Raw genomic sequence first — 13,076 nt, 5'->3', positions numbered from 1 at the left:
GCATACAGCCGCGCCGTTGCCCTCGGGGATGAGGAGGCGGCCCGGGTCGTTCACGAGGCGATCGGTCGGCTGCTCGGCCTGGCGCCAACATTGGAGGGGCGAGCAAGGTCGCGCCGACGGTAGGAGGCCACATTGGCGAGGTGCCCGGCTAGGACAGATGCGCAGCTCCGCAGAGGCCGAGCCACGTCGGCGCGGTCCGCTAATTTGCCCATCTGCTGCGGCCGGGCTTCCTCGCCTTCGGCTCGGGCGCCCGCCCGCAGCAGATGGGCAAATTAGACGCCATCATCGTCCGTCGCGCGACGCATCAACATGTGCGTCTCTCCTGTCGCGGCCAACTTGTGAAACTCAAGTGAGAACTTCGCACCCATGATATCTTGCGGTGCGAATGATGCAACCCATGAAATGGCCGCACAGGCGTCGACGTCGAAGTAGCTGCTTGTCGTCTCGAGCGGAACAAATTGTTCAATGAGCTTCAGGCGGCCTATAAATGTAAACGCCTGCACACGAATGTCGCCGAGATGCGTTTCGACAACGAAATGCGCGTCATCGTTCGTGTAGACCACCCGCAGGCGAACCGGCTTCTCTTCGCCAGGAGCAAGGGCCTCAAGTAAGTCGCTGGCACGAACGGCATGGGCGAACGCTGTCGACGCCGGAATGTATGCGCCGTTCTTTGAACTCTTGAGGAGATTTTCCTCAGGCTGTCGCGTTCGGAGGGCCTCTGCAAGCGCATCGCTAAGATTTTCGTCAGTTTCGCGATCGAAATGGAGCTGCGTTTGCTCAAGGTGAACCTGGTATTGCCGCTGCGTGATGTGACGAATTGCCAGCCAGCTGAGCTCCTCAGGTGCCAGTGAACGGACCGCGCGCAGCTCAATCTTGGCCTCCCGACCGTACTGCAGTGCGCCAGGTGAGAACGATGTGGTTGAAACGGCCGTGACTTTGTTGAACCCGAAGCGATCTCGACGCCCGACGAGTTGCTCGATCCACGAGCCAGGCGCTGGTCCGTCACTGGGGCGGTCGCGGCACTCGATGAGCCAGGTGAAGTCAGTTGTCCCAACCTTTCCAGAGATCACAAGATCAAGTTCAGCGATCTGGGCTCCGTCGTCGTTGTAAACACGCTCGTTTGCGCGCACTTCAAAGCCGACCGGAAGGAGGTTTCGTTCAACGAACGCCACGAGCGTCTCAAGGTATTTTCCGTCATTAGGACTAGGCATAGCTGTTGCCTTTGTGGCCCAAAGGTCGGCTGACTGGCTGGCTCGAATTCAGGTTGCCCCGCGATGCACGGGGCCACGTCCGCCCAAGTATCAGTCGATTGGTCAACCGAAGCCGCCGGACCAGATATGTCTAGATCATTGCCTTCTGTAGTTTCCCCACGAAAATCTTACGGCTCTTCGCCGCAAGGCCCCAATGGTGTTCAACACCAGAAATCCGTCTAACACCGGCGGGACGATTCCGCGGAGGCAAACCGTCGCGCTCCGTCGCTTTGCTCGAAGTTCCTGGGATCATGGCCCCGGATCGTACCCCCACGGAAGGCATGGATCAAACCCAGGCCCGACCGGCAGGCCTCGGACTCGCGGAGCTCGCGTCGGCTGAGCCGTCACCCCGGGCCGCTGTGGTCGCCTCGCTCGCAGCAGCGCTCACCCGTGCGGCGACGAGACTGCGGCCCGGGTGGTCCACGAGGCGATCGGCCGGCTGCTCGGTCCACCGCTGGCATCTGGCGTTGGCCAGTAGCCATGGTCGAGCTCGCCCGGGAGTGAGCTCGGTGACCGCGGAGGTAGATCCGAGCGTCGATGCACGCGGGCGCACGCCACGGGATCGCACGAGCTCGATCCTGTCGGCCCGTTCAGGCGATCCGGTGCGACAGTATGTGCCGTATCGTTACATTGTGCGCCTGGCCACGCATGGGCGCGTTGCGCTGGCGAACGTGGCGCTCGAGCGCGAGTTCGGCGCCTCTGCCGTGACGGAGAAGCGAAAGCTGTAGAGCGACAGTAATAATGACCCCCTGGCGACAGTAAAACTGACCCCCCTCCTTCGCGCCAGAGCGGAGGAAACGGTTTGGAAAACAGGGACTTGGACGTGGCACCTCTCCGTTCGGAGGTGCTGCAGATGATCGAGCCGGACATTATCCGGCAGATTCGCGAATTGGCGGGTCGCGGGTGGGGTTCCAAACGGATCGCCGCGGAGCTCGGCGTGGCTCGCAACACGGTCCGCCGCTATTTGCGCGGTGGACTCGCTGCGGAGGCACAGGTGCGCCCTGCTGGCCGCTGCTTGGACGAGGACGGCCGCGCTGAGGCCAAGCAGCTGTTCACCGGCCTGGCGGAGGGCAACGCCGTGGTCGTCGCAGGCGAGCTCGTCAACCGCGGCATCACGGTGAGCCCGAGGACCGTGCAGCGCATCGTTGCCGATCTTCGCCGCGAGGAGAGGGCTGCCGATGTGGCCAGCGTACGGTTCGAAACTGCCCCTGGTCACCAGATGCAGATCGATTTTGGTCAGAAGCAGGTCCGCATCGCCGGCACATTCGTCCGGGTGCACCTGTTGGTCGCCGTATTGAGCCACTCACGAAGGCTCTTCGTCAAGGCATTTCTGAGCGAGCGACAGGACGACTGGCGCGAAGGGATTGCAGAAGCGTTCCGCCACTTCGGCGGCGTCACTCGCACCGTGCTCGGGGACAACGCGCGCTCGCTGGTGCTCGGCCGCGAGCGTGAGACAGGCACCGTGACATTCAACCCGGCTTACCTCGCCTTCTGCCGCGATTGGGATGTCACCCCGCGCGCCTGCGGGCCGTACCGGGCGCGCACCAAGGGCAAGACGGAGTCGGGCGTGAAGTACGTCAAGCGCAACGGGCTCGCGGGGCGCGAGTTCGAGTCCTTTCCCGCGCTGGAAGCACATCTCAGCCGGTGGATGGTCGAGGCCGACCAGCGCATCCACGGCACGACCCACGAGGCGCCGCTTGTGCGCTTCGAGCGCGATGAGCGGCACGCGCTCCGACCGTTGCCGGCACGGCCCCTGCCAGTGCGAGAGCAGCGGCTTCGCCGACGCGTCGCCAACGACGCCCTCGTCGACGTGGACACGGTCCGCTACAGCGTACCGCACCGGCTTGTGCGCGACACCGTGGACGTCGTCGTCGGTGAGCGCGAGGTCCGCATCTACCGGGGAACGGAGCTGGTGGCGCGGCACGAGCGCTCCTTCGAGCCTCATGCTCGCGTCACCGACCCCACCCACGTTGATGGGCTGTGGCGCAGGCCTACCGCGCCAACGCAGCCGGAGGCGCCCCTGAGCGCCTTGGAGGCCATGGGGCGTAGCCTGTCGGACTACGCGGCCGTCATCGGGGAGGTGGCCTCGTGAGCCGCGAACTGGTGCATGCGCGCGTTGTTGAGAGCCTGAGCCGGCTCAGAATGCGCTCCATCGCCGAGCGGCTCGACGCCCTGCTCTCCGAGGCGGCCAGGACCGAGCCGACCTACCTCGATTTCCTGGACAAGCTGCTTTCCGAGGAGATCGGATCCAAGCAGCGCAAGCGGGTGGCGATGGGGATCCAGATCGCACACTTTCCGACGATCAAGACGCTCGAGGACTTCGACTTCAAGTTTCAGCCCTCGATCGACCAGAAGCTCGTCCGCGAACTCGCCACCGGACGCTTCATCGCCGAGGCCGAGAACGTGCTGGTCTTCGGCCCTCCCGGCGTGGGCAAGACGCACCTGGCCATCGCGCTGGGGCGGGCCGCCGTCGAGGCGGGGCACTCGGTGCTCTTCACGAGCGCGACCGCGCTGCTGGCGGCGCTCTCGAAGGCCGAAACCGAGGGGCAGCTCGCGGAGAGGCTCCTCTTCTACACGAAGCCGAAGTTGCTGGTTGTCGATGAGCTGGGCTACCTGCCCTTCGAGAGGCAGAGCGCCCACCTCTTCTTCCAGCTCGTTGCCAGGAGATACGAGAAGAGCAGCACCCTGATCACGACAAACCAGGTGGTGACGCAGTGGGGCACGGTCTTCGGGGACGAAGTCCTCGCTGCCGCCATCCTCGACCGTCTGCTCCACCACAGCCACACCCTGATGGTCTCGGGAGACAGCTACAGGCTGAAGCAGAAGAAGAAGGCGGGGCTGCTCGGCGGGAACGCCGCGCCGGCCAGGTGATCCAGGGGCGCGGGAGGGGGGTCAGTTTTACTGTCGTGAGGGGGGCAAAAGTTACTGTCGCTTGACAAAAGCCGAGACACGGGGCGGCGGGCTCGGTGACGCCCCTGGCCCTGACTTCCTCGGGCGCGGGTTCGCCAGCGCCGGGTTCGACGTCTATTCGTCGTCCAGAAGCGCGAGCAGCTTCTCGCGCAACTCCCGCTTGACCCGCTGCCGGTTCAGGTCGTCCTCGTAACCGGCTGCGATAGGTGACACCTTGCTAACCCCTTTGATCATCATGAGAGCGTCGATTGTTCGCTCGGCCTCGTGATCGTCCAAGTCGCGCCGGAAGTGAACAACCAGGCCTTTGATCGTCATAGCGGTCCCACTCTCCGGGCGAAGTCCTCCGTGTTTTCCCGAAACCCGATGATGTCACGCAGCGCACCGAATGCCTTGGCGCGCCGCTTGTAAATCACAGAGAGAGGTAGCCCTGCGTCTTCGGCGATCTGGGCCATCGAGACTCCCTTGAGATCATGTGCAACGAGAACAAAGCGCAGCTTCGGATCGAGCTCGTTCACCGCGTCGATAATGCCCGTCCTGATGCTGTCGGATTCCATCTTGGCAGCGGCATCCGGCGCTGGATCGGTCACATCAATCAAGTCGACGAGCTCCTCCCTGCGGTGCTGCATACGCTGGTGATAATGCGACGCAACGTGTACGGTGATCGCGTTCAACCAGCGTTCCGGCCTGCCCCGCTTCGGATCGAACCTGGGCCAGCTCTCCCAGGCGTTGAGCCAGACCTGGCCTGCGACGTCGGGACGATGGCACCGGCGGACCCCCAGCCTCCCCAGCCAGCGCAGCACGGCACGAACCTGCGCCGGGCAAAACAAGCGCGCGTGCGCGGCGGCGCGCTCGTCTTCATTCGACAGACGATCCATGGCGTTACCCTCCCTCGCGGGCAATCGCCCGTAAGCGGGTGATGCCGCGCGTCCGCCTCATGCGGCACCGGTTCGCTGTCTTCCCCGTCCGCTGCCAGAGGAAGACGTCAGCCGTAGCTGCTCAGTTCCCGTAGCGGCGGCATGCTCGCCAGCGGACTCCTGATGGCGTGTAGCTGCGAAGCGCGGCGGCGCTCATCCATGGCTCCCTACTCCCGGAAGGGTCGTGTTCAGCGGCGAGCGCTCTACGTCCTCCCAATCGGACGCGTTGGCAGAGCCCTTCCCCCCTTCGTCACGCTGTAGCGGAAAGCTCGTCAGCGTGGCGGCGCGCTGGACGAGCTCCGCCCCCGCGGCGGTGCGGACAGGGAGCGGCGACCGAAGCCGCGGCAGCGGAGGCGGCGGGAGCTTCGCGCGCGGGCTCCTGGCCGCAAGCTCGGGAGACGGCACCACGGGCGGAGGAACGTCGAGCGCGCGGGGCGGTATCGTCGGCGGAGTCGGTGGCGCCGAGCTCGGCGCCACCGACTCCGCGGGAAGCGCCGAGCTCTCACGCTTGGTGCTGGGCGCACCGATCTGCATTACCGCTGTCGTCTCCGCGTCCGTTCGGTGGTCGTCGTGTAGCCGCCACAGGCGCTCCCAGTATCGCGCACGCGTGCCGGTGAAGGACTCCAGCTGCCGGGCAAGGCCGGGCGTCATCGGCAGGTCGCTCCTCAGCAACCGCTCCACCTCCCTCGGTTCCAACCCCGTGCTCTCGGCCAGCTTTCTCCTCCACGAAGGCGTCGTCGCGCAGAACGACTCGAGGACCCTCCCCGGCCGGGGAGCGGGGCACGCTCGGACGTCTGTCAGCTCGGCGAGCGCCGCGTCGACGTGACAGTCCAGAAGGCGCCGATATCGGTCCCGCTCCCCCGCGGCCTGATCCTTCGCATCGGTGAGGGCTGCTGCCTCGTCATCATGCGCGTGCTCGCGCGCCTCGCGAAGCCCGCGCTCTCGTCCCAGCGCTTCGCGCGCGGTGACCGCGAAGCCGATCGCGACGCACGCGATCATCGCGAGCCCGAGCGGCGACACGAGCCACATCGCACCCAGCATGTCTTCCATGAACTTTCGCCTCCTGGACGTGAGCGTTCTTGTCCGACACAACGCGGATCTCGGCCTTGCGCTGCGCGAAAGCAGCACCGCTATCCCCGCCTGCCTAGCTGTTGATGGATAGCCGACGATTCAGCGAAGCTGCCTGAGCAGCGCTTCGCGCTCCGCGGCGAGCCGCCCTCGCGGGAACTGCCGCGCGTGGGCCTCGAGCAGCCGGCGAGCCTCGACGTCGGCCATGACGTCGTTGGCCTCGATGGCCCTCCGCGCCTGGTTGACCAGGCTCCTCTCGACCTCGCCGGCGGTCGGTCGAACGGCGCTCGCCGGAGGCGCGGCCCGGTGACTTCTCGTCGTCGCGTTCGAGGGAGCAGGCGTGCCGGTCGCCATCGCCTCGCCGTGCGTGCTTCCGTGTTCTGTGCGCGACGAGATCTCGTGCGCGGTCGCCGCGGCGGGCGCCGCTGCGTCGGGGGCCCCATCTCCGCTGGCGGGCCCCGCGGCGCTCTGGGCGCCATCTCGCGCGGGGGGCGCCACGGCGTCCTGCTCCGCGGGCGCGGTGGCAGGGGCGCGGACCGCCACCGCCCTGATCCACGATTCCCGGTCGGGCAACGGTGGCACGGCGGAGACGAGCGCGCCGGTCAGCAGGACGAGCGCGGCCTGAACGACGATCCTCAGGCCCAGCCGGCGCAGCGAGGCCACCCACCACGCGCGACGGCCGAACCCCAGTGCAAGCGGCACGCAGATGCTCCCGTCCCTGCCCTGAGAGCGCTCCTGCGCCTGCCACCGTCCCCCCTGCACCTCGAGCTCCTTGTGCGCCCGCCGGTGTCGCGTCTTCACCGTGTCCAGCGGGAGCCCCTGCTCGGCGGCGATCTCGGCGAGCGGGACCTCCTCGAGGTCGTGCTTGATCACGAGATCTCGGTACTTGGGCTCGAGTTGGTCGATCAGCTGCCGGGTGAGCTTTTCCCGCTGCCGTCTGCGGAGCAGCTCTTCCGGCGTGGGGAGCTCATCTCGGACCTCGCGCTCATCGAACGACGTGAGCACCTCGCCGCGGCAGCGCGCGTCCCGGACGTGATTGCGCGCCTGGTTGACGGCGATCGTGACGCGGTAGGGCCCCGGATCTCCGCCCGGCTCGATCCGTTGGTCGGCGTCGAGCCCCCGCAGCAGCGCTTCCTGGGCGATATCCTCGGCGTTTCGCGCCGGTACACCGTGGCGCCTGGCCAGGCGCCGGAAGAGCTCGAAGCCGGGGGAGTCGGTCGCTGGCTTGGCCACGGTAAGCAGCACACGCGAGGCGGCCCAAAAGGTTCAGAGAAATGAGTCGAGGAGCAACTTCGGTCGGATAGTGTGCCGCCATGTAGTCGCTTAGGCCACGGTTGGCCATGTCTGACGGATGGTTGAACGCATTCCCTTATCCGACCGCCGATTCCCACCGAAGCCGCCGAGACGTGGCGGTTTCTGCCGGTTGACGCCAAGTAGCCGGCGTCGGTACCGTCGCGGCATGCGTTGCATTGCGCATTCACTCTCGATTCTTCTTGCGCTCGGGGCCGCAACAGGCTTCCCGAACTTGGCCAGCGCGGACGATATCCATCCGAAGGCGGGACCGAGCGACCGAGCGACGGTGAAGGAGCATGTTCGCCGTGGTCAGAAAGCGCGCAAGGCCGGGCTGTGGACCGAGGCAACCGCTGAATACAAGGCAGCTTTGGAGGCCGCGGACGCGGCGACCAGCACCGAGGTGGAGCGCGCGGAGCTCGCCGGCGAGCTCGGCCTTTGCGAGCTCGCGCTGCACAGGTACCGCGACGCGGCCGAGCACCTGGCCAGGAGCCTAGAACAGCGCGAAGCGTTGCCGGAAGCGCTCCAGCAGCGATTCGAGGCAGGGCAGCGCAAGGCAGCGCCGCACGTCGCGCGGCTCGTGCTCGGCGTCGATCCGCCCGACGCCGAGGTGCTCGTCGACGGCAAGCGCATCGGCCGAACCGCGCGGACCTACACGCTGTTCTTCGAGCCAGGCCAACACATGGTGCGGGGCCGTGCACCGGGCTGTAAGGACGCTCTTCATTACTTGCGCGCCGTGGCGGGCGCGGAGCACGAGTTCACGATGCCGTTGCTGTGTGCGGCGGCGAGCGGCACCAAGGAGGCGAGCGGCGCCAAGGGGACCGCGACCGCGACGCCGACTCCCGTGCGTGCTTTGCCCGCGCCGCGCGCGCAGGCCCCCAGCCCGTGGGCCTCGTGGCCGGGCACGCTGCGTGTCGTGGGAATCTCGCTCGCGACGGGCACCGTATCGGCAGGCGCCATCCTCATGATCAGCGCCAGCAAGCTCGATCAGGACATGAGCGCGCGGCGTGACCAGCTCACGAGCGACCCGAGATCGAGCTCGTCCATGTGCTGGCAAGCGCCGGAGCGCTCGCCGTGCGGCGAGCTGCGGCGCCTGCGCGACGCGCGCAACCTGTCCGACCGGGTGGGCATGGCCCTGGTCATCACGGGCGGCGTGATCGGCGCGGCCACCGCCGCGTCCTTCTTCACGGACTTCTCCTTCCTGGGCCGCACGTCAGTTCAGGATCGGGTCCAGATATCGCCCGTCGTGACCGGGCACGAGACGGGCGTGAGCATTGAGGGGGTGTGGTGACCATGCCGGGTACCGAGGGGATGCGGCCACGGGAAGACCGAAGAGCGTTCGCCGCCGCCGTTGCTGTCGTGGTCTGTGCGTGGGGAGCGAGCAGCACGCTGCTAGCTTGCACTTCGTACCGTGACGATTGCTGGGAAGTGATGGAGTGCGCCCCTGCGCCTGAGCCGACTCTCTGTGACGGCAACCCAGCGACGGCAATGGCGCTTGACGAGTGCGGCGTATTCGTCAGCCCGTTGTCGGGTGACGACAGGAGCCCTGGCACGAAGGACGCACCGGTGAGGACCCTGCAACACGCTATTGGGCTCGCCGCGCATGGGCGAAGCCACGGCGAGGAGCCGACCCGGCGCGTGTACGCGTGCGGCGGGTCGTTCGAGGAGAAGATCACGCTGCCCTCGGGGGTTGACGTCTGGGGCGGGCGCCTGTGTGACGGCGGGGATTGGTCGTATGAGGGGTCATTCGGCGGGCCGGATCACCCGACGATCATCGCTCCGCCGGGGGGGATCCCGCTGCGGGTCCTCGGGGAGGAGGGTATGGCGCTCGCGGGGGACGACGCGACGTCGGTGATTGCCGGCGTGCGCGTCGTGGCGGCGGACGCATCGGCGCCAGATGGAAAGTCGTCGATCGCGATGATTTTGAGCACGGGGGCCACGGCGTTCGTGCAGGACAGCGTGATTGTCGCCGGCAACGGCAAGGACGGGGAGCCGGGAGAGGACGCCGACACCGAGCGGGCAGCGGACGGCCTTGAGGGGAACGACGGGGTGTCCGCCTGCACCACGGACTCCCCGACAGGCGCCCTCCCGGTCGTGACGGTGTGCGACGATGGCATCGAGTCCATCGGCGGCTACGGGGGCGACGGCGGGCTCGAGTCGGGGAGCGATGGCGCTCCGGGACAGCCGGTGCCGGCGGACAATCCGGAGGGCCTCGGCAGCGCTGGTGTCGGCGCAGACGTCACGTTATGCGACGACGGGCGCAGGGGCGCACACGGCGCCGACGCCGGTCGCGCGGACGGCGCGGTGGGGGTGGGCCACCTTGGCAAGGACGGATGGATCGGCGTCCGGGGCAAGGACGGGAAGCCCGGCGGCACCGGCCAGGGGGGCGGCGGCGGTGGCGGCAGCAAGTCGCGTGGGGAGATGGTCGCGTGTCGGGCAGGCCTGCCCCAGGGGGGCGCCGCCGGCGGCTCGGGAGGGAGCGGCGGCTGTGGCGGTCGGGGCGGCTATGGAGGTGGCTATGGCGGGGCGGCCATCGGCATTATCGTGCTGGACGGCGCGGAGCTGACGATTGGGACCAGCGACGTGATCACGGGCAAAGGCGGCCAGGGCGGAGTGGGCGGTAGGGGCCAAGAGGGGGGCGTCGGGCGATATGGCGGCAACGGCGGAAAGGGATTTGGTGCCGACATGCCGGGCGCGTGCTCGGGGGGCCTGGGAGGCAACGGCGGTCGCGGAGGTGACGCCGGCGGCGGGCTCGGGGGCGCAACCATCGGCATCGCCTATGTGGCGCCCAACTTCGCCATTCGACCCGGGACCTACATCCAGGTCGGAGACCCCGGTCATGGCGGCTATGCGGGGAACGCCGGTGCCAGTGACGAGGTGGGCGAAGGGCAGCTAGGCCCCACCGGTGAAATTCATGCGTTCAGCGTGGGGAACGAGCCGCCCCATTGACTCGTGCCTTGCGAGACGTCGCCAACGAGGGATGCCCATGAGCCTGAATTCCGCGGTCCTCCTGTTCTTCGTTCTTCCGCTCGCCGGGGCCGGTTGCGGGACCGCGCCGGCGGTGGACGGCCCTGGCGGCGCGCCGCCGTGTGACGGTCCATCGACCTGTGCGAGCGATCCCGTCCCCGAGTCGGTCTGCCTGGAGCATCTTGCGGCGCGTCGGGCGACGGACGGCTGCGGTGTGTTCGTCATCCATCCGTTTTTCGGCGGTGACGACGCGAATCCGGGCACGAAGGACAGGCCGGTTCGTTCCGTCCGGCGCGCGATCGAGCTCGCGCGCACCGGGCGCGGTCGCGTGTTTCTTACCGACGATGCGTATCAGGAGACCGTCACGCTCCCCTCCGGCGTGGATATCTACGGAGGCTTCGAAACCGCCATCGGATGGGAACGCCAAAGAGACCTCGAAAACCCGGTGCACATGCTGGCCAAGCTCGGTCCCGCCGATCCCCGGCTCATCGCGCTGACCGTCGAGCCGGCCCGCGCCGGTGACACGGGGGCAGCGGACGGGGTCTCGATCGTCGATCATGTGTTGGTCAACAGTACAACGCATGTCGGGATGGTCGTTCGGTCGGGCGCCGCGGTGGAGATCGTCGGAAGCTGGATCCGAGCCATGGCAGGATTGAGGGGCGACCATGGGGAGGAATGGCCCTGGCCGTACCAGGCAGCGACGGGACCGGATGGGCAGTACGGGGAAGACGCGTGCTCCGCCGCCACGGTCCCGGGCGGGGCTCGCGCGGTGAACCCGTGCGAAGGAGGAATCCCGAGCTTCGGCGGCGCAGGCGGTGAGGGGCTTCCCGACGGGGCGGGCGACGGCGGGGACGGGCAGCCGCGCGTGGCGTCAGACCCGACGGCCGGACGGGGGGGCGATGGGGACGCGCCAGGCGTCCATTGCCGACCAGGTCAGGTGGCGCTCCACGGCGATCCAGGCATCCCCGGTGAGCCGGGAAAGGGCCGCGGTCGGATCGATGAGACCGGATGGCACCCCGACAGGGCCGGCGACGGCACCCGGGGGACGCCCGGGCAAGGCGGCGGCGGGGGCGGGGGCCGCCGGGGCGGGCTCGCGGTGTGCGGCGTGGCCTCCAAGGGAGGCGCCGGCGGCGGCTCCGGAGGTGCCGGCGGCTGCGGCGGTCGAGGCGGCCGAGGGGGCGAGAACGGCCAGCCGAGCATCGGTATCCTGGCGCTCCACGCCAAGGTGACGGTGCGCGACAGCACCATCACCGCGCGCGACGGTGGCCCCGGCGGCGACGGCGGGGGGCCGGAGGATGGCGGCAAGGGCGGCAGGGGCCTGCCAGGCGGCGCCGTGGGGGACGGCACGTGGTCCTGCGGCGGTGCCGATGGCGGCGACGGAGGCCCTGGCGGCCGTGGCGGCCCCGGGCGCGGCGGCGACTCGATCGGCGTCGCCTACCTCGACGAGGACCAGCTCACGCTGGAGGCGGTCACCTTCGAGCTGGGGCTGCCGGGCCCAGGCGGCACGAGCTGGAATTGGTCTGGCGAGGAGATCACGGGGGAGGACGGTATCCAGGTCGAGACGCTTCGATTCCCCGAGTCGCAGGAATGAAGCCCATTGTCCTCCGCGCTGTTCACCACCTGCATGGACCACTCCGTCGGTATCCCCCTGAGTGGATCGCGTGCTACGGCGCCGCTGGTTGCGCGTCCATCAGAAGGTCCTCCCCTGGAGAAAGCTCTTCATCCCTACGAACAACCCGGGGTGCGGTGGTTCCCGGCACGAAACGGAACTTGCACCACATTCGCGAATCATGGCATCGGCCGTGCTCGAAGAGAACCGTATAATCGCCCGGCTCCAGTTCCACCACGACCGTTCCGGCAAGGGTGCCTATCTCGACATCAACGCCGGCCGGAACGTGAAATGGAACCTGGATTGCTCTAATTGCTGAGGGCGAAACATCAAGTGTCGGTCCCTTTTCCACAACGACCGAGGCCGGCCCATCTACATCGAGAGTACGGAAAGACACGCTGCCAGGCCTCCATGAGAATCCCTGTGCCACGTGCATGTTGGTCCAGTCGTTGAAGGAATCTTTTAGGCACGACTGAAAAACAGAGACTTGTGAATATGCAACTTCCAAACTGAACGGGTCCATGTCCCACTCCACGATGATCCTGCTGCGTGTACCGTCGGGCATCCCTCGGCACTGGCTCCCAATGCAGGCCCCTGTGCACGCACCGCTCGGTGTCGTTTTATACGTGCTGTACATGCATGCGACGTCATGCTTCGAGATCTCCACGGCGAGCATGTTGCCGAGAACATCGAAGTCGGCCACGAGCAGGCGCAGAGCTTCATAGCACGTGAAGGTCATCGATATACAGGGCCCATCCGTCCGATTGCTTCGTTGCGGTGAGCGACAGCGTGAGATCGCTACGACCCTCTTCCTTCGTCCAAAGCGGCACATCGACGGCCACCGTGCTCGGATCGCCGATTTGAGGATACTCATCCACCAAAGCCCATGATTCATCGGGTAGAAGGAGCAATGTTTTGCCGTACTGCTCCACAGCCGTCCGCAGCTCCTCGGCGGACAGCCTGCCCGCGCGTCCGTCTGTCTCTAACTCAGCGTAGCGCCCAGCGCAGAGCTCGGCAACCAACCGAGCGACCTCAGTTCTTAGTTCTTTGTCCATGGCATCATCATAT

The 13,076-nt window shown here is 67.3% G+C and carries 13 protein-coding genes; 6 read left to right on the top strand and 7 right to left on the bottom strand.

Annotated features, from left to right (window positions below; genetic code table 11):
- Window positions 1-272: 272 nt before the first annotated feature.
- Window positions 273-1,172 (bottom strand): hypothetical protein, encoded by a 900-nt coding sequence (locus tag WMF45_RS12150; RefSeq protein WP_437717074.1) that lies wholly within the window; start codon window positions 1,170-1,172, stop codon window positions 273-275.
- Window positions 1,173-1,759: 587 nt separating this feature from the next.
- On the opposite strand from WMF45_RS12150, the gene WMF45_RS12145 reads away from it, so the two are divergent.
- The 3 genes from WMF45_RS12145 to istB all read left to right on the top strand — a co-directional run bounded on the left by WMF45_RS12145 (window position 1,760) and on the right by istB (window position 4,121).
- The gene (locus WMF45_RS12145) at window positions 1,760-1,978 is read left to right on the top strand and encodes a hypothetical protein (protein ID WP_437717073.1); all 219 of its coding nucleotides are present in this window, start codon (window positions 1,760-1,762) and stop codon (window positions 1,976-1,978) included.
- A 125-nt stretch (window positions 1,979-2,103) separates the two neighbouring features.
- Complete coding sequence (istA, locus tag WMF45_RS12140) at window positions 2,104-3,342, top strand: IS21 family transposase (RefSeq protein WP_437717072.1); 1,239 nt, start codon at window positions 2,104-2,106, stop codon at window positions 3,340-3,342.
- Window positions 3,339-4,121 (top strand): IS21-like element helper ATPase IstB, encoded by a 783-nt coding sequence (istB, locus tag WMF45_RS12135; protein ID WP_437717071.1) that lies wholly within the window; start codon window positions 3,339-3,341, stop codon window positions 4,119-4,121. Before istA ends, istB begins: the two co-directional genes overlap by 4 nt.
- A 153-nt stretch (window positions 4,122-4,274) precedes the next feature.
- Here istB and WMF45_RS12130 read toward each other — a convergent pair whose 3' ends face one another.
- From WMF45_RS12130 to WMF45_RS12115, 4 genes are all read right to left on the bottom strand, one after another.
- Complete coding sequence (locus WMF45_RS12130) at window positions 4,275-4,475, bottom strand: hypothetical protein (protein ID WP_437717070.1); 201 nt, start codon at window positions 4,473-4,475, stop codon at window positions 4,275-4,277.
- Window positions 4,472-5,035, bottom strand: coding sequence for a sigma-70 family RNA polymerase sigma factor (locus WMF45_RS12125; RefSeq protein ID WP_437717069.1), 564 nt, complete (start codon window positions 5,033-5,035; stop codon window positions 4,472-4,474). Before WMF45_RS12125 ends, WMF45_RS12130 begins: the two co-directional genes overlap by 4 nt.
- 192 nt (window positions 5,036-5,227) lie before the next feature.
- Complete coding sequence (locus WMF45_RS12120; RefSeq protein ID WP_437717068.1) at window positions 5,228-6,124, bottom strand: helix-turn-helix transcriptional regulator; 897 nt, start codon at window positions 6,122-6,124, stop codon at window positions 5,228-5,230.
- Between the two features lie 120 nt (window positions 6,125-6,244).
- Window positions 6,245-7,375 carry a sigma-70 family RNA polymerase sigma factor gene (locus WMF45_RS12115; RefSeq protein ID WP_437717067.1) on the bottom strand — a complete coding sequence of 377 codons (1,131 nt, stop codon included), beginning with the start codon at window positions 7,373-7,375 and terminating at the stop codon, window positions 6,245-6,247.
- A 346-nt stretch (window positions 7,376-7,721) separates the two neighbouring features.
- Here WMF45_RS12115 and WMF45_RS12110 point away from each other — a divergent pair, with 346 nt between their 5' ends.
- Genes WMF45_RS12110 through WMF45_RS12100 form a run of 3 tightly spaced genes read left to right on the top strand, consistent with a single transcriptional unit; the run spans window position 7,722 to window position 11,990 of the window.
- Window positions 7,722-8,723 carry a hypothetical protein gene (locus WMF45_RS12110; RefSeq protein WP_437717066.1) on the top strand — a complete coding sequence of 334 codons (1,002 nt, stop codon included), beginning with the start codon at window positions 7,722-7,724 and terminating at the stop codon, window positions 8,721-8,723.
- 20 nt (window positions 8,724-8,743) lie between these two features.
- On the top strand, window positions 8,744-10,381 hold the full coding sequence (locus WMF45_RS12105) for a hypothetical protein (RefSeq protein ID WP_437719527.1): 1,638 nt from the start codon (window positions 8,744-8,746) through the stop codon (window positions 10,379-10,381).
- A gap of 37 nt (window positions 10,382-10,418) precedes the next feature.
- Entirely contained in the window at window positions 10,419-11,990 is a 1,572-nt protein-coding gene (locus WMF45_RS12100; protein WP_437717065.1) for a hypothetical protein, read from the top strand.
- Window positions 11,991-12,063: 73 nt separating this feature from the next.
- On the opposite strand, the gene comJ is transcribed toward WMF45_RS12100, so the two are convergent.
- A complete protein-coding gene (gene comJ / locus WMF45_RS12095; RefSeq protein WP_437717064.1) occupies window positions 12,064-12,747 on the bottom strand; it encodes a competence protein ComJ in 684 nt (227 codons plus the stop codon).
- Window positions 12,728-13,063, bottom strand: coding sequence for a DUF7668 domain-containing protein (locus WMF45_RS12090; RefSeq protein ID WP_437717063.1), 336 nt, complete (start codon window positions 13,061-13,063; stop codon window positions 12,728-12,730). Before WMF45_RS12090 ends, comJ begins: the two co-directional genes overlap by 20 nt.
- Between the last annotated feature and the right edge of the window lie 13 nt (window positions 13,064-13,076).

Origin of the sequence: Sorangium sp. So ce448, from assembly GCF_051520915.1 — a bacterium.
Lineage (GTDB): Bacteria > Myxococcota_A > Polyangia > Polyangiales > Polyangiaceae > Sorangium > Sorangium cellulosum_B.
This window is presented reverse-complemented; position numbering and strand designations above follow the sequence as displayed.

Bases quoted from the DNA above. Each gene is read 5' to 3' on its own strand.
- istA (WP_437717072.1), top strand. From the start codon at position 2,104: ATGATCGAGCCGGACATTATCCGGCAGATTCGCGAATTGGCGGGTCGC.
- WMF45_RS12130 (WP_437717070.1), bottom strand. From the start codon at position 4,475: ATGACGATCAAAGGCCTGGTTGTTCACTTCCGGCGCGACTTGGACGAT.
- WMF45_RS12125 (WP_437717069.1), bottom strand. From the start codon at position 5,035: ATGGATCGTCTGTCGAATGAAGACGAGCGCGCCGCCGCGCACGCGCGC.
- WMF45_RS12120 (WP_437717068.1), bottom strand. From the start codon at position 6,124: ATGGAAGACATGCTGGGTGCGATGTGGCTCGTGTCGCCGCTCGGGCTC.
- WMF45_RS12105 (WP_437719527.1), top strand. From the start codon at position 8,744: ATGCGGCCACGGGAAGACCGAAGAGCGTTCGCCGCCGCCGTTGCTGTC.
- WMF45_RS12100 (WP_437717065.1), top strand. From the start codon at position 10,419: ATGAGCCTGAATTCCGCGGTCCTCCTGTTCTTCGTTCTTCCGCTCGCC.
- comJ (WP_437717064.1), bottom strand. From the start codon at position 12,747: ATGACCTTCACGTGCTATGAAGCTCTGCGCCTGCTCGTGGCCGACTTC.
- WMF45_RS12090 (WP_437717063.1), bottom strand. From the start codon at position 13,063: ATGGACAAAGAACTAAGAACTGAGGTCGCTCGGTTGGTTGCCGAGCTC.